This window comes from Afipia birgiae 34632 (assembly GCF_000308295.2).
Classification (GTDB): domain Bacteria; phylum Pseudomonadota; class Alphaproteobacteria; order Rhizobiales; family Xanthobacteraceae; genus Afipia; species Afipia birgiae.
Map to the genome: position 1 here is coordinate 196,543 of NZ_HG326655.1, position 19,128 is coordinate 215,670.

Here is a 19,128-nt window from a genome sequence, read left to right on the forward strand (position 1 = left end):
GGCTCAGACCTGAACCGCAACGCCGCGCGTCTGCGCCCAGCGTTGAATGCGGTTGATGGTGAAAATGATCAGGAACGAGACGATCAGCATGATCACGGCAATCGCGGTGGCATCCGCGTAACGAAATTCCGACAGCCGGATCACGATCAGCAACGGCGCGATCTCGGACACGTTCGGCAGGTTACCGGCGATGAAGATCACCGAACCGTATTCGCCGACGGCACGGGCAAACGCCAGCGCGAATCCGGTCAGGATCGCAGGCGTCAGGCTCGGCAGGATCACACGCCGGATGATGTCCCAGCGCGACGCGCCGAGCGAGGCCGCCGCCTCCTCCACCTCGATTTCGAGGTCGATCAGCACCGGCTGCACCGTGCGCACTACGAACGGAAATCCGATGAAGATCATCGCCACGAAAATGCCGATTGGCGTGAACGCAACTTTGATGCCCCATTCCGCGAGCGGCGCGCCGAGCCAGCCTTTCTGCGCGAACAGCGCCGTCAGAGCGACACCCGCAACCGCCGTCGGCAGCGCGAAGGGGATATCGACGATGGCGTCAAAGATACGGCGTCCGGGGAAACGGTAACGCACCAGCACCCACACGATCACCATGCCCATCACCAGATTGACGATGGCGGCCAGGAACGCGAGGCCGAAGGAAATCTTCAACGCATTGAGGGTGCGGCGGGCGGTGAGAATGTCCCAGAACTGAAGGAGACTGAGTTCAGAGGTCCTGAGGAAAAGGCCCGCGAGCGGAATAAGGACGATAATGGAGAGCCACGTCAGCGTCAGCCCCATGGTGAGGCCAAAACCCGGCAATGCCCGTCGTCGTCCCGTTCCTCCGCTCACGATGCCCCCACCATTCCGCGATCAGATCAGTTCTTGTAGATCTGATCGAAAACGCCGCCTTCACCGAAGTGTTCCTTTTGCGCCTTGATCCAGCCGCCGAACACATCGTCGATGGTAAAAAGGTCAACCTTTGCAAAGGAGTCCGCATACTTTTCACCGACCGCAGCGTCGCGCGGGCGATAGAAATTCCGCGCCGCGATTTCCTGACCTTCCTTGGTGTACCAGTATTTCAGGTAGGCTTCAGCAGCGGCGCGGGTGCCTTTCTTGTCGGCCACCGTGTCCACCACCGCAATCGGCGGCTCGGCCAGGATCGACAGCGGCGGCGCCACGATTTCGAACTTGTCCTTGCCGAATTCCTTCACCGCGAGGAAGGCTTCGTTCTCCCAGGCGAGCAGGACGTCGCCGACGCCGCGCTCAACGAAGGTTACCGTTGAGCCGCGCGCACCGGTGTCCAGCACGGGCACGTTCTTGAAGATGTCGCCGATGAAGGTCTTGGCCTTGTCTGCGGAGCCGAACTTCTTCAGGCCATAGCCCCATGCCGCGAGGTAATTCCAGCGCGCGCCGCCCGACGTCTTGGGATTCGGCGTGATGACCTGAACGTTCTTCTTGATGAGATCGTCCCAGTCCTTGATGCTCTTCGGATTACCCTTACGCACGAGGAAGACGATGGTCGAGGTGTAAGGCGATGCATTTTGCGGCAGCTTGGCCTGCCAGTCCTTCGCGATCAGGTTCTTGCCCGCAATCGCGTCGATGTCGTAGGCCAGCGCGAGCGTCACCACATCGGCCTGCAAGCCGTCGATCACCGAGCGAGCCTGCGAACCCGATCCGCCGTGCGACTGCTTGATCTCGATGCTCTTGCCGGTGTCCTTCTGATAAGCGGCAGCGAACGCCTTGTTGAAATCGCCATACAACTCTCGCGTCGGATCGTACGAGACGTTCAGCAACGTGACATCCGCAGCAAGCGCCGAGCTTGCCCAGATCAAACTTCCAATCACGAGAAGCCGGCCGATAAGAGGCTTGGGGCGAACCATTTCAAACTCCATTCGAACTGACGACATCATTGCCATCAGGGAAGGCGTGAAACTCTGGAAATCACGTGGTTCTGTCAACGAAACCGGATTTCATTCTTAGCAAGATTGCGGTGCAAACGTTCCAAGAAATACCGAGTTTCAAGAAGGCAAAATTTAGGAGGTTTTTGTGACGTGAATACCGCATTCCGTCTTGCCCCTGTCGCGCCAGCGGCCCGCACGCGGATCCTCGCCCGGTAGCGTGCGGCTGGTGCAAGGCATACACCCGATCGAAGTGAAGCCGGATGCGACCAATGGATGCGGCGGCAGCTTCATGGCGGCGTACAATGCCTTCAAGTCGTCCTGCGCGACATTCGCCAGCGGATTGAATTTCAGCCGCGCGCCGTCGGCTTCAACGACGGGAATCGCGGCGCGATCGCCGCCCTGAAAACGCTTGCGGCCATTGATCCAGCCGTCGAACGACGACAGCGCGCGCGCCAGCGGTTCCACCTTGCGAATGAAGCAGCACTGATCCGGATTCGAAAACCACAGGTCGCGGTCCTTGTCCTCGCGCGCGAGTGTATCGCCCAGCGGATGAATGGTGCGCACATCGGTCAGCCCGAGCAGCTTCGTCAGCGTGTCGCGATAGGCCAGCGTTTCTTCGAACAGCCAGCCGGTATCGAGAAACACCACCGGAATCGCCGGATCGACATCTGCCGCAATCTTCAGAAGCGCTGCGGACTCGGTACCGAACGATGACACCACAGCGAGCCTGTCACGGCCGACCTGCCGCACGGCAGCCGCGATGATCTCCGCAGGCGACGCCTTGGCCAGCGCGCGATCCAGTTCAGCGGCTTCCGCAACGGTGAGCGACGACGAAGGGGTCGCAGGAACCTGCGACAGGAACGATGGTGCAGCGGCCGTCATGAACGCACTCCTTCCGGCAGGTGCATCAGCCGGCGGTGAAATGCGGTGATGCGACCGTCTCCAGTCGGCTGATAGAACACCGAATAGCGTTTCGCGACATTGGCGAAGGCATCGGCATCGCTCTGCTTCTTGACCTCAAATGCATCGAACCCGGCGCGTAGCATGAACACGAACTGATCACGCAGCACCTGGCCGGTGGCGCGCAGTTCGCCGCGAAACCTGAAGCGCTCGCGCAGCAGGCGCGCCTGGGTGTAAGCGCGGCCATCCCGGAACACCGGAAACACAAGCGCCACCGCCGCCAATCGATCGAGATATGGCAACAGATCATCAATGTCGCGATTGTTCGGCCAGATCACGCCCGTCTTGGCCTTGCGCGACAGCGCCGCCTCGGGATCGGCAAGAAACCGCTCGGCCGAGACCAGCACCGCGCCGTCGACGGGGAGTTCTGCATCGTCGGCCAGATGCACGTATTCGTCAGCGACGACGGTATTGCCCTTAACGAGTGGCATAGACCCGCTCCTTGAAAGGCTCGACGCCAAGGCGCTTCACCGCATCGACGAACAGTTCGTCGGGGCGCTGGCGCAGCGCCAGATAGGCCTCGACGATGTCCTCAATGACATCGGCCACCTGATCGAACGGCACCGCAGGCCCCACGAGATGGCCAAGAATGGCGTTCTCGTCGGCGCGGCCGCCGATGGTGATCTGGTAAAATTCCTCGCCGTTCTTCTCGACACCGAGAATTCCGATATGGCCGACGTGATGATGGCCGCAGGCGTTGATGCAGCCTGAAATATTGATGTGCAGCCGGCCGATCAGGTTCGCGGTATCCGGATTCGCAAACCGCCGCGTGATTTCCTGCGCGATCGGGATCGAGCGCGCGTTGGCGAGCGAGCAGTAGTCGAGGCCCGGGCAGGCGATGATATCGGTCACAAGATTCACGTTCGGCGTCGCGACGCCGATCTTGTCGAGCGCACGCCACAGCGCGGGCAGATCGCGCTTGGCAACATGCGGCAGCGCCAGATTCTGCTCGTGCCCAACGCGGATTTCGCCGAACGAATATTTATCCGCGAGATCGGCGATCTCGTCCATCTGTTCGGCCGTGGCGTCGCCCGGAGGCCCGCCGACCGGCTTCAGGGACAGCGTGACAATCCCGTAGCCCGACGCCTTGTGCGCGGCGACGGAATTCTTGTACCAGGCCTCGAAATTCGGATTCTGCACCTCCTTCTTCAGCTCGTCTGGCGTGTCCGAGAGCTTCTCGTACTTCGGATAGAGGAAACGCGAGCGGATGTCCTCGACTTCAGCGGCGTCGAGCGCCAGCGCGCCGTCGCGCATTTGCACCCACTCTTCCTCGACCTCCTGCTTGAACTTCTCGATGCCAAGCTCGTGCACCAGGATCTTGATGCGCGCCTTATAGATATTGTCGCGGCGGCCGTACTGGTTGTAGACGCGCAGGATCGCCTCAACGTAACTCAGAATGTCGCGGTGGCTGACAAATTCGTTGATGGTTTTGGCAATGAAAGGCGTGCGGCCGAGGCCACCGCCGACCAGCACTTCAAAACCCGCCTCACCCGCAGCGTTCCTGTGAATGCGCAGGCCGATATCGTGAACCTTGATGGCGGCGCGGTCATGCTCGCTTGCCGTGATCGCGAACTTGAACTTGCGCGGCAGGAACGAGAATTCCGGGTGCAGCGTGGAATACTGGCGCAGGATTTCCGCCCAGATGCGCGGGTCTTCGACTTCGCCCGGCGCCACACCTGCCCACTGATCGGAGGTGACGTTGCGGATGCAGTTGCCGGAGGTCTGCATGCCGTGAATGCCGACCTTGGCAAGGTCCGCCAGCGCGTCGGGCAATTCGGCCAGCTTGATCCAGTTGTACTGGATGTTCTGCCGGGTGGTGAAATGGCCGTAGCCGCGGTCATACTTGCGTGCGACATGCGCCAACGCCCGCAACTGCTTCGACGACAGCGTGCCGTAAGGGATGGCGATCCGCAGCATATAGGCATGCAGTTGCAGATAGACGCCGTTCATCAGCCGCAGGGTCTTGAATTCGTCCTCGGTCAGTTCGCCGGACAACCGGCGCGCGACCTGATCGCGAAACTCCGAGACACGTTCATTGACGATGGTCCGGTCGAGTTCGTCGTAAGCGTACATAACACTTTGCCTTAAAGGTATCGCGGCTCAGGCCGAGACGAGAAGATCGATGGTGACGCCCTGCTGGCGGATCTTTTCGCGCAGGTTGCCGGGCTGGATGCCATCCTCGCCGATTGCCACCGGTGCGATGTAAGCGCCAATTGCGCCGACGTCGTCGGCAATCGACTCCGCAAGCAGAGCGCGCGCGTCGTCCGCGGTCCTTACGACGGCGGCATCGGACAATCTGTCCGACCATCGGTGCGAAACCGTCCGGTAAATCACCGCGCCGTCGCCGGTGCGGTTGGCCGTGACAATGGAGGGACCGGTGATCTTGATTTTCTGTTGCAGAGGTGAGGTCATTCGGCAGCCATTAAAAGGTCAGAGATGAGGTCATCGGGGTTTGCTTGGAGTTGTCCGTTCCGCCACGGGGCAGAACGGGACACGACGTCGCCAATGATCAGGATCGCAGGACCGGCCTTCACCTGATCGGCAAGCGAAGGCAGATCGCGAAGCGTTCCGACCACGGCCTGGGAATCGGGCCGCGTCACACGCGCGAACACACCGACCGGCGTGTCCGGCGAACGTCCAGCGGCGAGCAGGCCTTCGCGGATGGTCGGTGCGGCCGTCATGCCCATATAGACAACGACGGTCATCTTGGTGTCGGTCAGCGCGGACCAGTCGACATTGCCGGCATCTTCCGCCTTGTGCGCGGTGAGGAATGTAATGCGCAGCGCCTCTTGCCGGTAAGTCAGCGGCACTTCGGATTCAGCGGCGGCGCCTAATCCCGCGGTGATACCGGGGATCACGGCATAGGCGACGCCCGCCGCGCGCAGTGCCGCGATTTCCTCGCCGCCGCGCCCGAAGATGAAGGGATCTCCGCCCTTGAGCCGCACGGCACGCTTGCCCGCCTGCGCAGCCTCGATCAGAAGGCGATGAATCTTGTCCTGGCCGATGCCGGGCTTGCCGACGCGGCGGCCGACCGGCACCCGCGCAGCGTCACGGCGCGCGCGGTCGAGAATTTCGGGCGACACCAGATCGTCGTAGAACACCACGTCGGCATCCTGCAGCGCGCGCAGCGCCTTGACCGTCAACAGATCCGGATCGCCCGGCCCTGCGCCGACCAACGTGACAATGCCGTCACCACCGCTCGCTGCGAAAGCCACCGGATCATGGATCGATGTGAGCTTGCGCTCGGCGTCGTCAACGCGTCCGGCGAGAACATCTGCGCCAATCGGGCCGTCAATGACGCGCTCCCAGAACAGCCGCCGCATTGCCACCTCAGGAAGACGCGCTTTGATCGCATTGCGCCAGCGCCCGGCGAACGACGCGAGATCACCGATGCGCGCCGGCAACAGCGTCTCGATCCGCTCGCGCACGCGGCGCGCCACCACGGGCGATGCACCACCGGTGCCGACCGCCACGACCACGTCGCCGCGATCGACGATAGCCGGGAAAATGAAGGTCGAATGCGCGGCCTCGTCCATCACGTTGACGGGGATGCCCAGAGCGCGTGCGCGCGCCGCCACGGCATGACCGGTTTGGCCGGCACCCGCGCAAAGAATTGCAATCACATTGGAAAGGTCGGCGGTGAGCGGATCGCCAGCTGCGCGTTCAACGCGCCCGGCCGACTCCGCATCAAGCCGCGAGACATCATGATGGCCATCGGTTGAGAACCATCGCACGCGCGCATCCGCCGCCAGCAGCAGGCGCAATTTGGCCTGCGCAAGCTCGCCCTCGCCGACCAGAACGACCGGTCCAGCTTGCAGATCGAGGAATACCGGCAGAAACCGCATGCGAAACTCCGCTTCCCCATTTACAGGGTTGACTGAAATTATTTTCTATTTATGTATCTTGCAAGCGGCTTAAAGAGAAAATTATTTCTTCTACGCTGCGATGCAAAATTGGAATTTGGTACCACAAACGCAGCGCAAAAGAGATGCTTCTTCTCGTGCCCCATCCGGATGGCCGAAAGCCCCGTCTGAGTGCCGCTGCATCTTTCGCAAGCAACGGCCTGCGGGCACAGCCCGCGACGGAGTAATTCCATGTCGAATTCCTTGGCGAATTCTTTGGCGACCTCGCCCGCACCAAAGTCTGCTGCACCGTTGATATCGACCGTGCCGTCGATGGATCATCTCGACGAACTCGAAGCGCAGAGCATCTACATTTTCCGCGAAGCCTTCGCCCGGCTGAAGAAGCTCGCGCTGCTCTGGTCGCTCGGCAAAGATTCCAACGTGATGATCTGGCTGGCGCGCAAGGCATTCTTCGGCAAGGTGCCGTTCCCCGCGCTGCACGTCGACACCCAAAAGAAATTTCCCGAGATGTACGCCTTCCGCGATCAGTACGCGAAGGAGTGGGGTCTCGATCTGAAAGTCGATTTCTGCCCGCCGATCGAAGAGATCGATCCGACGCTGCCGCCCGCCGCACGTTCGGCGGCGCGCAAGACGGAAGGCCTGAAGCTCGCACTCGCCAAGTACGGCTTCGACGGATTGATCGCCGGCATCCGCCGCGACGAGGAAGCCACCCGCGCGAAAGAGCGCGTGTTCTCACCGCGCGGTCTTGAAGGCGGATGGGACGTCCGCGATCAGCCGCCGGAATTCTGGGATCACTTCAACGCCTCGCCGCCGCAGGGCGCGCATTTGCGCATCCATCCGATCCTGCATTGGACCGAGGAAGACATCTGGGCCTACACCCAGCGCGAAAACATTCCGATCATCCCGCTTTACCTGTCGAACAACGGCAAGCGTTACCGCTCGCTGGGCGATCAGGACATTACCAATCCTGTCGCGTCGGATGCCTCGAACATCGAGGAAATCCTGACCGAGCTGAAGGCCACGAAAGTGCCGGAGCGCGCCGGACGCGCGCTCGACCACGAAACCGAAGATGCCTTCGAGCGGCTTCGTGTCGCCGGCTACCTCTGACGCTGAATGAGCGCCCTCATGAACATCGCTGTATCCCAGGCTTCCCTCGCACCCGCGCCGAACGGCGTGATCGCCCGCCCGCAGGTCCGCATCGTCATCGTCGGCCATGTCGATCATGGCAAGTCGACGCTGGTCGGCCGCCTGCTGCATGAAACCGGCAGCCTCCCGGACGGCAAGCTGGAAATGCTGCAGGCCGTCAGCGCGCGGCGCGGCATGCCGTTCGAATGGTCGTTCCTGCTCGATGCGCTGCAGACCGAGCGCGACCAGGGCATCACCATCGACACCACGCAGATCCGCTTCCGCACGCCGTCGCGCGACGTCGTTCTGATCGACGCGCCCGGCCATGCGGAGTTTCTGCGCAACATGATCACCGGCGCGTCGCAAGCCGACGGCGCGATCCTGATTATCGATGCGCTGGAAGGCGTGCGCGACCAGACCCGGCGTCACGGCTATCTGCTGCACCTGCTCGGCGTGAAGCAGGTCGCCGTCGTGGTCAACAAGATGGACCGCGTCGATTACAGCGCGACGCGTTTCAAGGAGATCAGCGACGAGATTTCGGCACATCTGATCGGCCTCGGTGTTACCCCGACCGCCATCGTTCCGATTTCCGCGCGCGATGGCGACGGCGTCACCGAACGCACGGCCAACATCAACTGGTACAGCGGCCCGACCGTGGTCGAGGCCATCGATGCACTGACCCCGGCGCGTGCGCTAGACGAACTGGCGCTGCGACTGCCGGTGCAGGCGATCTACAAGTTCGACGACCGCCGCATCGTCGCGGGCCGCGTCGAATCCGGCAACATCGGCACCGGCGATGAAATCGTGATCATGCCGACCGGCAAGGTGGCCAAGGTGAAGTCGGTCGAAAGCTGGCCACAAACACCGGTCTTCGGTCGGCAAGGCGCGGGCCGTTCGGTCGGCATCACGCTCGACCGCGAACTGTTTCTGGAACGCGGCGACATCATCGCCCACGTCAAGGCCGCGCCGCGCGACACCCGCCGCCTTCGCGCCCGCATCTTCTGGCTGCACGACACGCCGTTGAAAGCCGGCGCATCGGTTCTGGTGCGGCTCGGCACCATGGAAACCCGCGCCTCGATCGTCGCCATCGACAAGGCGGTCGATCCCGGCGAGCTTGAAAGCGTCGCCACTGCTGCCATCGGGCGCAACCATGTCGGCGAAATCGACATTTCACTGGCGAAACCTGTCGCTGCCGATCCCTATACCGACAATCCGCGCACCGGGCGTCTCGTCATCGAAGTCAACGGCCGGATCGCCGGCGGCGGTCTCGTGCTGAGCGTCGATTCAGGCCAGCGCGCCATTCCTATCGACATCGTCCCGGTCGAGTCCGCGCTGCGCTCGGACGAACGCTCGGCGCGTTACGGCCATGGCGGCGCCGTGGTCTGGCTGACCGGCCTGCCCGGCTCGGGAAAATCCACATTGGCGCGCGCGCTGGAGCGCAAGCTGTTTACGCGTGGCGGCTCGCCGCTGCTTCTTGATGGCGACACCCTGCGCGCCGGACTCAACGGCGATCTCGGCTTCTCACCGAAGGATCGCGCCGAAAATATCCGCCGTCTCGCCGAGATGGCGACGCATCTCGCGCGCAATGGTCATATCGCCGTTGTCGCAGCTGTCTCACCGTCCAGCGACGACCGCGCGCAGGCCCGCCGGATCGCCGGTGATCTGTTCCGCGAAATCTATGTGGCGACCCCCGCCGAGGTTTGCGAAAGCCGCGATCCGAAAGGCCATTACGCCAAGGCGCGCGCGGGAAATCTGCCGAGCTTCACCGGCATCGCCAACGACTATCAGCCGCCGGCCAATGCCGAGCTGACCATCGACACCTCGACGCGTTCGGTCGCCGATGGGGCCGACGAGATCGAGCGATTACTGGCTACTACCGGCGTGCTGTTCGGCGAACTGAACGACCTCGCGGCCAACATCTAAGTCCGAATCCACAGGAGAGATACCTTGCGCAAGATTCTCATCGCCCTCGCCGCCAGTGTTGGCATCGCCTCATCCGCGCAGGCGCAGACGCCGAACACGCTGCTCAACGTGTCCTACGACATCTCGCGCGAGCTCTATGCCGCGATCAATGTTGAGTTCGCCAAGCAGTGGAAGACCAAAACCGGCCAGGACGTCACCATCAACCAGTCGCACAATGGTTCGTCGCGTCAGGCGCGCTCCATCCTTGAAGGACTCGAAGCCGACGTCGTGACCTTCAATCAGGTGACCGACGTGCAGGTGCTGGCCGACAAGGGCAGGCTGATCCCGGCCGACTGGCAAACGCGGCTGCCGAACAATTCCTCGCCGTACTATTCACTCCCCGCGTTCCTGGTTCGCGCGGGCAATCCGAAGAACATCAAGGACTGGGACGACCTGGTCCGTTCCGACGTGAAGGTGATCTTCCCGAACCCGAAGACCTCGGGCAACGCGCGCTACACTTATCTGGCGGCCTACGCTTACGCCAAGAGCAAGTATGACAGTACCGAGAAGGCCGACGAATTCGTAAAGAAGCTGTTCGCCAACGTGCCGGTGTTCGACACCGGCGGCCGCGCCGCGACCACGACCTTCGTGGAGCGTCAGACCGGCGACGTGCTGATCACCTTCGAGGCCGAGACCAACGGCATCCGGGACATTGCTGGCGCCGACAAGTATCAGGTCGTCGTGCCTTCGCAGAGCCTGCTGGCGGAATTCCCGGTGTCCGTGGTCGACAAATACGCCGACAAGCACGGCACGCAGGCGCTCGCCAAGGCCTATCTTGAGTATCTCTACTCGCCGGGGGGCCAGACCATCCTCGCGCAGCAGTACAACCGCGTGAATGACAAGGCCGTGGCCGAGAAGTTCAAGGACAAGTTCCCCGCGGTGAAGCTCGTGACTATCGAGAAGGAGTTCGGCGGCTGGGACAAGGTCAATGCCGAGCACCTCAATCCCGGTGCGAAGCTGGACCAGTTGTTCGGCGGCGCGAACAGGTAAGGCGACCGTTTCGTCATTACGAGCCAACGGGTCCGCGCAAAGCGCGGCCCGATGACAGGCTCCGCGAAGCAATCCATTCTTGCAAAAAGTTGGATTGCTTCGTCGCTTCGCTCCTCGCAATGGCGAGGAAGGATCGCTCTCTCCATTCCAGAAGTGGACGTTTTGATTTGCGACGCCGGGTCATCCCAGGTTTCGGACTGGCACTGGGGACGACCGTCCTCTATCTCGGCGCAATCGTGTTGTTGCCGCTCTGTGCACTGCTGCTGAAAGCATCGGGCATTGGCCTCACACAATTCTGGGACATTCTCTCTTCGCCGCGCACGCTGTCGGCCATTCGCGTCACCCTGAGCACCGCGTTCGCAGCGACCCTCTTCAACGCCATCTATGGCCTGCTGCTGGCCTGGGTATTGGCGCGCTACAGTTTTCCCGGCAAACGCATTCTCGACGCGCTGGTCGATGTCCCGTTCGCGCTGCCGACTGCTGTGGCAGGCCTCGCGCTCACCGCGCTGTTCGCCAAGAACGGCTGGTTCGGCGCGCCGCTCGACAAGATCGGAATTGCGGTCGCCTACACGCCGCTCGGCATCGCCCTCGCCATGGCCTTCACCAGTATTCCCTTCGTGGTGCGGACCGTGCAACCCGTGATCGAGGATCTCGGCTCGGAGGTCGAGGAAGCCGGACGCTCGCTCGGCGCCAGCGATGTCCAGATCCTGTGGAAGATCATCTTTCCTGCGATCTTCCCGGCTTTCCTTGCGGGATGTTCACTGTCCTTCGCGCGCAACCTCGGCGAATTCGGCGCGGTGATCTTCATCGCCGGCAACCAGCCGATGAAAACCGAAATCGTCGCACTGCTGACCTATATCCGGCTCGAGGAATACAACTACGAGGCGGCAGCCGCGATTTCGGCGGTAATGCTGCTGATGGCATTCGCGATGCTGATCGTCACCAATGCCGTGCAGACCTGGCACCTGCGTTACGTCGGCCGCGGAGAAGTATGATGTCCATTGCATCGGAGCGCGACAGCGAGCAGGCCGAATGGATGCACCATCCGGTCGGCGGCGGTATCGTCACCCGGCGGATCGTACTGTGGACCGTGCTGGTGCTAACCGCTCTGTTTCTGGTTGCACCGCTGGTGCTGATCGTCACGTCGGGCCTGTCATCTGGCGTCGGCGTTTTCATGCGAAATCTCACCGAGCCCGCGACGCTGCACGCGATCTGGCTCACGCTGCTGACGGCGCTGGTGGTCGTGCCCATCAATATCCTGTTCGGATTGGCGGCTGCGTGGACGGTGACCAAGTTCGATTTCAGAGGCAGGACGCTGCTGATCGCGCTGATCGAACTGCCCTATTCGATTTCACCGATCGTCGCCGGTGTCGCTTATCTGTTCGTCTACGGCTCGCAAGGCCTGTTCGGTCCGCTGCTCGACACTCTCGGCATCAAGGTGATGTTCGCGCTGCCGGCGATTTTTCTCGCGAGCCTGTTCGTCACCGCGCCGTTCGTTGCCCGAGAGCTGATTCCGCTGATGCAGGTGCAGGGCACCGACGAGGAGGAAGCCGCAGTGACGCTCGGCGCGGGCGGCTTCACCACGTTCTGGCGGGTCACGCTGCCGAACGTGAAATGGGCCGTGGTCTACGGCGCAATTCTGTGCAACGCGCGCGTGATGGGCGAATTCGGTGCAGTATCGGTGGTGTCCGGGAACATCCGAGGCCAGACCACCACGCTGCCGCTGCAGATCGAACTGCTCTATCAGGACTACAATGTCGTCGGCGCCTTCGCCGCCGCGACGGTGCTGACCGCGGTCGCCCTGATCACGATCCTGATCAAGGTCACGCTCGAGCGATTTGGCGAAGTACCGCAGAGCGGAACTGGTCACTAGCGGCGGCTGAATTATGCTGAGAAATCAGCCGTAGGATAGCCTCGGCAAGGGCGGTGGTATACGCCTTTCGGACCAGGGGAAGGGCCTTCTCATAGGCCTGACTTTGGCGCTAAAACCCCTCCGCACCAAAGCCGCTTCCAGCGGCAATCACCATTCATCCTGAAGCCCTGAGACGGCGCCGTTTTTCGCTGTTTTCCGTGAGATTTATCATGAAACGTATCGACGCCAGCGGTTTGAAGATCGCGCCTGTCCTGTTCGACTTTGTTGCCAAGGAAGCGACCGCTGGAACCGGCATCGCGCCCGACGCCTTCTGGGCGGACCTCGCCGCGATCGTCAAGGATCTCGCGCCGCGGACGCGCGACCTGCTCGCCACCCGCGATGCGCTGCAGGCCAAGATCGACGACTGGCACAAGGCGAACAAGGGCAACGCGTTCAACATGGACGCCTACACCGCATTCCTGAAGGAGATCGGCTACCTGCTACCGGAGCCTCCTGCCAAGGAAGTGCAGACCGCGAATGTCGACGAAGAACTCGCCAGCATGTTCGGGCCGCAGCTTGTTGTGCCGCTGACCAATGCGCGTTATTCGCTGAACGCAGCGAACGCGCGCTGGGGCAGCCTCTATGACGCGCTCTACGGCACCGATGCGATTCCGCACGATCCGTCGGAAACCGGCAAGGGCTACAACAAGGCGCGCGGCGACAAGGTCATCGCCAAGGCCAAGACATTTCTGGATCAGGCTGTCCCGCTCGCAACCGGCAACCACAGCGACGTCACCGCCTATCACATCGAGTACGGCCAACTCGCTGCCAAGCTCAAGAGCGGCAACGCCACGGCTCTCAAGAGCAAGGCCCAGCTCGTTGGCTATCAGGGCGATGCCGCCTCTCCGACCTCGATCCTGCTGGTCAACAACGGCATGCACATCGATGTGCAGATCAATCGCAATAGCCCGATTGGCAAGGACGATCCTGCCGGCGTCGCCGACATGATCCTGGAATCCGCGGTCTCGACCATTCTCGACATGGAAGACTCGGTTGCCGCCGTCGACGCCGACGACAAGGTTCTGGTCTACCGCAACGTGCTCGGCCTGATGAACGGCACGCTGTCGGCAGATTTCGAGAAGGGCGGCAAGTCACTGACCCGCACGCTCAACGCCGACCGCACCTACACGGCGGCGGACGAGAAGGGCAAGGTGACCCTGCACGGCCGCAGCATGATGCTGATCCGCAACGTCGGCCATCACATGTACACCGACGCCGTGCTCGACAGCGAGGGCCAGGAAATTCCGGAAGGTATTCTCGATGCCGCCGTGACCGGTCTGCTCGCGCTTCACGACCTGCAGGGCAAGACCAAGTTCAAGAACAGCCGCGCCGGCTCGGTCTACATCGTCAAGCCGAAGATGCACGGCCCGGATGAAGTCGCTCTGACGGTCGACCTGTTCGGCCGCGTCGAGAAGATGCTGTCGATGGCCCCCAACACCATGAAGGTCGGCATTATGGACGAAGAGCGCCGCACCACGGTGAACCTCCAGGCCTGCATCCAGAATGCAGCTCAGCGCATCTGCTTCATCAACACGGGATTTTTGGATCGCACCGGCGACGAAATCCATACGTCGATGGAAGCGGGTCCGATGATCCGCAAGAACGACATGAAGGCGCAACCCTGGATCAAGGCCTACGAGGACTGGAACGTCGACATCGGTCTGGCCAACGGCCTGCCGGGTCACGCGCAGGTCGGCAAGGGCATGTGGGCGGCTCCCGACAAGATGGCCGACATGCTGGCGCAGAAGATCGCGCATCCGCAGGCCGGCGCATCCACCGCGTGGGTGCCCTCCCCGACCGCCGCGACGCTGCATGCGCTGCATTATCATCAGGTCGATGTCGGCGCGCGGCAGAAGGAACTGAAGATCCGCCCGAAGGCGAAGCTCTCGGACATTCTGACGGTCCCGGTGTCGCAGTCGAACTGGGCACCGGATGACGTCAAGCAGGAGATCGACAACAACTGCCAGGGCATTCTCGGCTACGTCGTGCGCTGGATCGATCAGGGCGTCGGCTGCTCCAAGGTGCCGGACATTCACGATGTCGGCCTGATGGAAGACCGCGCCACGCTGCGTATTTCGGCGCAGCATCTCGCCAATTGGTTGCATCAGGGCGTCGTTACCAACGATCAGGTGATGGAATCGCTGAAGCGCATGGCGGCGATCGTGGACAAGCAGAACGCTGGCGATGCGCTCTACAAGCCGATGGCGCCGAAGTTCGACGGCGTCGCGTTCAAGGCCGCCTGCGACCTGATCTTCAAGGGCCGCGAGCAGCCGAACGGTTACACCGAGTTCATCCTGCACGCCCGCCGCAAGGAAGCGAAACTCGCGGGCTGACAACACGACAGATTCGTGACGAAACCCCGGCGCTTGCGCCGGGGTTTTTGTTTGAGCGGCATCCTCATGCCACGGCCTTTTAAGGTTTACGCCATCTTAACAGCGCGTCGTGAATGATCGATTCGGTGGCAGACCACGCGTCTGATCCACACTGATGATCCCGCCCTTCCTGCGCGAATGCAGGTTTTCAAAACAAGGAAGAAGAAATCGATGCGTGCATCGCTTGCTACGAAGTTGTCTTCTATGGTCGCTATCGGATTGGCCGCAGTCACCGGCGCCAGTCTCTGGCTAGCCGACGCCAGCATTGAATCTGAACGCCAAGCGGTCGCGCGGCAGGCTGAATTCAAGCAGCTCGGCGACGATCTCGCCACCGGCTCCGACCTGCTGACCAACGAAGCGCGCCGATACACCATCTTCGGAGAGAAAAAGCATTACGACGCCTACTGGCGCGAGGTAAACCAAACCAAGACACGCGATCGCGTCGTTCAGCGCCTGACCCAGCTCGGCGCTCCAAAGGCAGAACTGGATCTGATCGAAAAGGCCAAGGCCAGCTCGGACGCGCTCATCAAGATCGAAGAAGCGGCTATCGCTGCTGTGCAGAAAGGCGATCTCGAGCAGGCCCGCAAACTGATGTTCGACGCGAACTATGATCGCAACAAGGCTGTGATCTTGCAGCCGCTCGACGAATTCCAGAGCAAGATGAACACCCGCGCCCGGCTGGAGGCGGAAAGTGCGCAATCCCGCGCGCGCTGGATGGGTAACATCGCGGAGATGATGACAATCCTGTCGGCCATCACCTTCATCGCGATTCTCTATTTCGTTTTCAGCCGTCGCGTGGTCGCCCCGTTGACGCAGCTCGGCGCAGTCGTAACGCGCCTTGCCGAGCAGGATTACAAGGCTGAGGTGCCGAATATCGACCGGCAGGACGAGATCGGCGACATGGCCCGCGCGGTGCAGATCTTCAAGCAGAACGGCATCGAGCGTGAGAGGCTGGAAGCCGAACAGCTCAATGAACGCTCCGCCAAGGAACGTCGCGCTGCGCAGATGGAGCGACTGACTCTGGAATTCGAGACCAAGGTCGGCAATCTCGTTCAACTCCTGTCAACGGCGTCGAGCGACATGCAGATGACCGCCCAGTCGATGTCGGCGACGGCCGAAGAGACCAACCAGCAGTCGACCGCCGTCGCCTCCGCTGCCGAAACGGCATCGCTGAACGTCGAGTCGGTTGCCGCAGCGGCGGAAGAGCTGTCGTCGTCGATCGGGGAAATCAGCCGTCAGGTCACCCAGTCGGCAACCATCGCAAGCACCGCGGTGGCTGACGCCAAGCGCACCGACCAGACCGTTCAGGCACTGGCCGAAGGCGCCCAGAAGATCGGAGAAGTGGTCACGCTGATCCAGACGATCGCATCTCAGACCAACCTGCTCGCACTCAACGCCACAATCGAAGCGGCACGCGCCGGTGACGCGGGACGCGGGTTTGCCGTTGTTGCAACCGAAGTGAAGAGCCTCGCCACCCAGACCGCCCAGGCAACAGAGGAGATTTCAGCGCTTGTGAACCAGATCCAGATCGCGACGCGCGATGCGGTCGCGGCAGTCCAGGGCATCGGCACGACGATTGACGACATCAGCAAAATCTCCGCCGCCATCGCTGCCGCTGTGGAGGAACAATCCGTCGCCACCAAGGAAATTGCGCAGAACGTTCAACTCGCCTCCGCCGGCACCGCCGAAGTCACCGCCAACATCGGCGGCGTGCGACAGGCTGCAACCGACACCGGTTCTGCGGCCGAAAAGGTGCTCGGCGCAGCCGGACGATTGTCGCAGCAGTCGGATGAGTTGCAAACCGAAGTCCGCGTGTTCCTTGGCAACGTGAAGGCTGCCTAGCAGGGAACGATCGCGGGGTCGCATCGTTATCGATCATTCTTACACAGGAGATGATCGATGGATTGGAACCGCGTTGAAGGTAACTGGAAGCAGTTCAAGGGTGCTGCGAAGGAAAAATGGGGCAAGCTGACCGATGACGATCTCGATGTCATCGAAGGCCGCCGCGAGCAGCTCGAAGGCAAGCTCCAGCAGCGCTACGGATTCGCCAAGGATCAGATCCACAAGGATGTGGACGACTGGTTCAAGACTCTGAAGTAACCGCTCAATGAAAAGCCCCGGCAACGCCGGGGCTTTTTGTTTGTGGCGCCAACTCCCTCCCGAAGCGCGCCTGCGCTAGAACACTGCGAGATATTTCAGGATCGAAATGATGCCGATAATGATGACGATAGCGCGGACGATCTGCTTCGCGCGGCCGTCGATCGGCAGCAGATTGACGAGATAGAGAACCAGAATAACGACGAGGAACGTAATCAGAACGCTGATAAGCAAAGACATGGTGACCCCTCATGCAATCGAAAGCAGGGAGCGAGAAGCTCGTCCCGTATCCCTGCAGTCCAACGATCCCATGGGGGATTGGTTCCCATCCGGGAACAGAGATCACATCGCTCGTGTTACTGCGTCGCAATGACCGGGAGCCGCTCGAATTTCGCACGAACCGATTTCGGCGCTGGCGTGAAATTGAGCGCAGCGCTGCGGCGGCTGCTCCCCGCGATCATCAATCCATCCGCGCCGGCCACGATATCACCCTTGCGCAGGGTCGGATCGTCTTCAATCTTGACCGAGGCCAGGCCCGCCGGGTCCTTGCCATTGCAGGTGCAGCCGGCGATCAATTCCTTGCGGTAACGAAATGCATTCGGAAGATCCGAGTACGATTTTCCGGTATCGCTCGATGCGTCTTCGATCGAGCCGCCGTGAAAGATTTTCGTTTCGGTGGCCGGACAAAAGCTCTTGCAGGCCTCCGCCTTGGTCTGTCCATCCGATGCGACCACCGGGAAATAGCGCCCGTCGCAGGTGCGCACGCAGTAAGTGGTCGAACCGCCGTAGCTGCCGCCATAGATGTTGACCCGCCTGTTCGGCGGCGGCGCATCACCGAAGTCAGTCGAGAACGGCATTGAGACGGCCGGCGCAGGCGCGCTTCCAAAGCTGCCGAAGAACGAGGAGAAGAAGTCGCGGGCATGCGCAGACGAAGCTCCGGCCGAAGCCGTGACAAGCGCGATCACGACGGCAACGGCCGTCGACCGGCGATACAACTTGAACTGACGCATGATGCCCTCTTCAACCTGGTTCATCCGCTACACAGCTCCTTCAAATTTTCACTCAATTTAATCCGGACAATTTGACGTTTTGTGACGTACTGACGCGCAGCGGCTTGAGTGCACTGGCTCGCGGCGCCGCACGTTCTCTGGCGGCGTCGGCCTCTATCCGTCCGCTCTTCGGCAACACTACAACCTTGGTGCCAATGGAGACCCGGCTTGCCAGATCCTGCACGTCGCCATTGGTCAGGCGAATGCAGCCGCTGGAGACGAACTTGCCGATCGTGGACGGATCGTTGGTGCCGTGAATGCGGTAGGCGCTGGAGCCGAGATACATCGCCGCCGCGCCCAGCGGATTTCCCGGGCCGCCCGCAACGAACCGCGGCAGGTAAGGTTGGCGCGCGATCATCTCCGCCGGCGGATGCCAGTCAGGCCAGGCCGCCTTGCGCGAGACGGTCTGCACGCCGGACCAGGTGAAGCCCTCGCGGCCGACGCCAACGCCATAGCGGATCGCGCGGCCCTGGCCGAGCACGTAATAGAGCGTGGTATTGCCGGTATCGATCACGATGGTGCCGGGCGCTTCGCGCGTCTCGTAGGAGACGACCCTGCGTTGCAGCCGCTCGGGAAGGACAGCAGAACTGTCGCTATCATCCTCGGTCACGCGTGGCGAGGGCAGCGCTTGCCGGTCCGACCAGAACAAGCCCTGCGAATATCCATTTGAATATCCAGCGTATCCAAGCGTTTGCGACATCGCGGGCGTTGCCAGGACAATGGGGAATGCCATCGCCGCGATGGTGAAGCCGCGAGCGGATCGAAGGGACGTGGTGAAGATCCGGGAAATGGAATTTCGAGACACGGAATTCGCCTGCACCGAATGTGTCATGACCAGCCTCGGGGTTCTGCGATGGCATCGTGGGATGCGGATACAGATCGAACGCAGCGCCATGGCTT

General features: G+C 61.7%; 18 protein-coding genes. 8 read left to right on the top strand and 10 right to left on the bottom strand.

Annotated elements, in window-relative coordinates; translation table 11 throughout:
• Positions 1-3: 3 nt before the first annotated feature.
• The 7 genes from cysT (BN32_RS23970) to cysG all read right to left on the bottom strand — a co-directional run bounded on the left by cysT (BN32_RS23970) (position 4) and on the right by cysG (position 6,703).
• Positions 4-846 carry a sulfate ABC transporter permease subunit CysT gene (gene cysT / locus BN32_RS23970; protein WP_082773468.1) on the bottom strand — a complete coding sequence of 281 codons (843 nt, stop codon included), beginning with the start codon at positions 844-846 and terminating at the stop codon, positions 4-6.
• 26 nt (positions 847-872) lie between these two features.
• Entirely contained in the window at positions 873-1,889 is a 1,017-nt protein-coding gene (locus tag BN32_RS23975; protein ID WP_019199922.1) for a sulfate ABC transporter substrate-binding protein, read from the bottom strand.
• Between the two features lie 141 nt (positions 1,890-2,030).
• Positions 2,031-2,780 carry a phosphoadenylyl-sulfate reductase gene (locus BN32_RS23980; protein WP_019199921.1) on the bottom strand — a complete coding sequence of 250 codons (750 nt, stop codon included), beginning with the start codon at positions 2,778-2,780 and terminating at the stop codon, positions 2,031-2,033.
• Entirely contained in the window at positions 2,777-3,289 is a 513-nt protein-coding gene (locus BN32_RS23985; RefSeq protein WP_019199920.1) for a DUF934 domain-containing protein, read from the bottom strand. The genes BN32_RS23980 and BN32_RS23985 overlap by 4 nt, the downstream gene beginning before the upstream one ends.
• On the bottom strand, positions 3,276-4,931 hold the full coding sequence (locus BN32_RS23990) for a nitrite/sulfite reductase (RefSeq protein WP_019199919.1): 1,656 nt from the start codon (positions 4,929-4,931) through the stop codon (positions 3,276-3,278). Before BN32_RS23990 ends, BN32_RS23985 begins: the two co-directional genes overlap by 14 nt.
• A gap of 27 nt (positions 4,932-4,958) precedes the next feature.
• The gene (locus BN32_RS23995) at positions 4,959-5,270 is read right to left on the bottom strand and encodes a DUF2849 domain-containing protein (protein ID WP_019199918.1); all 312 of its coding nucleotides are present in this window, start codon (positions 5,268-5,270) and stop codon (positions 4,959-4,961) included.
• The gene (gene cysG, locus BN32_RS24000) at positions 5,267-6,703 is read right to left on the bottom strand and encodes a siroheme synthase CysG (RefSeq protein ID WP_019199917.1); all 1,437 of its coding nucleotides are present in this window, start codon (positions 6,701-6,703) and stop codon (positions 5,267-5,269) included. Before cysG ends, BN32_RS23995 begins: the two co-directional genes overlap by 4 nt.
• A 330-nt stretch (positions 6,704-7,033) precedes the next feature.
• Between cysG and cysD the strand changes: the two genes are divergently transcribed.
• From cysD to BN32_RS24040, 8 genes are all read left to right on the top strand, one after another.
• Positions 7,034-7,828, top strand: a complete 795-nt coding sequence (gene cysD / locus BN32_RS24005) for a sulfate adenylyltransferase subunit CysD (protein WP_430641981.1) — start codon at positions 7,034-7,036, stop codon at positions 7,826-7,828.
• Between the two features lie 18 nt (positions 7,829-7,846).
• Positions 7,847-9,769, top strand: coding sequence for an adenylyl-sulfate kinase (cysC, locus tag BN32_RS24010; RefSeq protein ID WP_040427671.1), 1,923 nt, complete (start codon positions 7,847-7,849; stop codon positions 9,767-9,769).
• A 24-nt stretch (positions 9,770-9,793) separates the two neighbouring features.
• Positions 9,794-10,798 (top strand): thiosulfate ABC transporter substrate-binding protein CysP, encoded by a 1,005-nt coding sequence (gene cysP / locus BN32_RS24015; protein WP_019199914.1) that lies wholly within the window; start codon positions 9,794-9,796, stop codon positions 10,796-10,798.
• Between the two features lie 167 nt (positions 10,799-10,965).
• Entirely contained in the window at positions 10,966-11,793 is an 828-nt protein-coding gene (gene cysT / locus BN32_RS24020) for a sulfate ABC transporter permease subunit CysT (RefSeq protein WP_019199913.1), read from the top strand.
• On the top strand, positions 11,793-12,671 hold the full coding sequence (cysW, locus tag BN32_RS24025; RefSeq protein ID WP_019199912.1) for a sulfate ABC transporter permease subunit CysW: 879 nt from the start codon (positions 11,793-11,795) through the stop codon (positions 12,669-12,671). Before cysT (BN32_RS24020) ends, cysW begins: the two co-directional genes overlap by 1 nt.
• 209 nt (positions 12,672-12,880) lie before the next feature.
• Entirely contained in the window at positions 12,881-15,043 is a 2,163-nt protein-coding gene (locus BN32_RS24030; RefSeq protein ID WP_019199911.1) for a malate synthase G, read from the top strand.
• A 210-nt stretch (positions 15,044-15,253) separates the two neighbouring features.
• Complete coding sequence (locus BN32_RS24035; protein WP_040427673.1) at positions 15,254-16,924, top strand: methyl-accepting chemotaxis protein; 1,671 nt, start codon at positions 15,254-15,256, stop codon at positions 16,922-16,924.
• Between the two features lie 57 nt (positions 16,925-16,981).
• Complete coding sequence (locus BN32_RS24040) at positions 16,982-17,182, top strand: CsbD family protein (protein ID WP_019199909.1); 201 nt, start codon at positions 16,982-16,984, stop codon at positions 17,180-17,182.
• A 75-nt stretch (positions 17,183-17,257) separates the two neighbouring features.
• Here BN32_RS24040 and BN32_RS27305 read toward each other — a convergent pair whose 3' ends face one another.
• The 3 genes from BN32_RS27305 to BN32_RS24050 form a co-directional block, all read right to left on the bottom strand.
• Positions 17,258-17,419 carry a Thivi_2564 family membrane protein gene (locus BN32_RS27305; RefSeq protein ID WP_002714461.1) on the bottom strand — a complete coding sequence of 54 codons (162 nt, stop codon included), beginning with the start codon at positions 17,417-17,419 and terminating at the stop codon, positions 17,258-17,260.
• A gap of 116 nt (positions 17,420-17,535) precedes the next feature.
• The gene (locus BN32_RS24045; RefSeq protein ID WP_019199908.1) at positions 17,536-18,213 is read right to left on the bottom strand and encodes a DUF2865 domain-containing protein; all 678 of its coding nucleotides are present in this window, start codon (positions 18,211-18,213) and stop codon (positions 17,536-17,538) included.
• A gap of 28 nt (positions 18,214-18,241) precedes the next feature.
• Positions 18,242-19,060 carry a L,D-transpeptidase gene (locus tag BN32_RS24050; RefSeq protein WP_019199907.1) on the bottom strand — a complete coding sequence of 273 codons (819 nt, stop codon included), beginning with the start codon at positions 19,058-19,060 and terminating at the stop codon, positions 18,242-18,244.
• Between the last annotated feature and the right edge of the window lie 68 nt (positions 19,061-19,128).

Coding starts and splice junctions, on each gene's coding strand:
- BN32_RS23975 (WP_019199922.1), bottom strand. CDS start 1,889: ATGGAGTTTGAAATGGTTCGCCCCAAGCCTCTTATCGGCCGGCTTCTC.
- BN32_RS23980 (WP_019199921.1), bottom strand. CDS start 2,780: ATGACGGCCGCTGCACCATCGTTCCTGTCGCAGGTTCCTGCGACCCCT.
- BN32_RS23985 (WP_019199920.1), bottom strand. CDS start 3,289: ATGCCACTCGTTAAGGGCAATACCGTCGTCGCTGACGAATACGTGCAT.
- BN32_RS23990 (WP_019199919.1), bottom strand. CDS start 4,931: ATGTACGCTTACGACGAACTCGACCGGACCATCGTCAATGAACGTGTC.
- BN32_RS23995 (WP_019199918.1), bottom strand. CDS start 5,270: ATGACCTCACCTCTGCAACAGAAAATCAAGATCACCGGTCCCTCCATT.
- cysG (WP_019199917.1), bottom strand. CDS start 6,703: ATGCGGTTTCTGCCGGTATTCCTCGATCTGCAAGCTGGACCGGTCGTT.
- cysD (WP_430641981.1), top strand. CDS start 7,034: ATGGATCATCTCGACGAACTCGAAGCGCAGAGCATCTACATTTTCCGC.
- cysC (WP_040427671.1), top strand. CDS start 7,847: ATGAACATCGCTGTATCCCAGGCTTCCCTCGCACCCGCGCCGAACGGC.
- cysW (WP_019199912.1), top strand. CDS start 11,793: ATGTCCATTGCATCGGAGCGCGACAGCGAGCAGGCCGAATGGATGCAC.
- BN32_RS24030 (WP_019199911.1), top strand. CDS start 12,881: ATGAAACGTATCGACGCCAGCGGTTTGAAGATCGCGCCTGTCCTGTTC.
- BN32_RS24035 (WP_040427673.1), top strand. CDS start 15,254: ATGCGTGCATCGCTTGCTACGAAGTTGTCTTCTATGGTCGCTATCGGA.
- BN32_RS24040 (WP_019199909.1), top strand. CDS start 16,982: ATGGATTGGAACCGCGTTGAAGGTAACTGGAAGCAGTTCAAGGGTGCT.
- BN32_RS27305 (WP_002714461.1), bottom strand. CDS start 17,419: ATGTCTTTGCTTATCAGCGTTCTGATTACGTTCCTCGTCGTTATTCTG.
- BN32_RS24045 (WP_019199908.1), bottom strand. CDS start 18,213: ATGAACCAGGTTGAAGAGGGCATCATGCGTCAGTTCAAGTTGTATCGC.
- BN32_RS24050 (WP_019199907.1), bottom strand. CDS start 19,060: ATGACACATTCGGTGCAGGCGAATTCCGTGTCTCGAAATTCCATTTCC.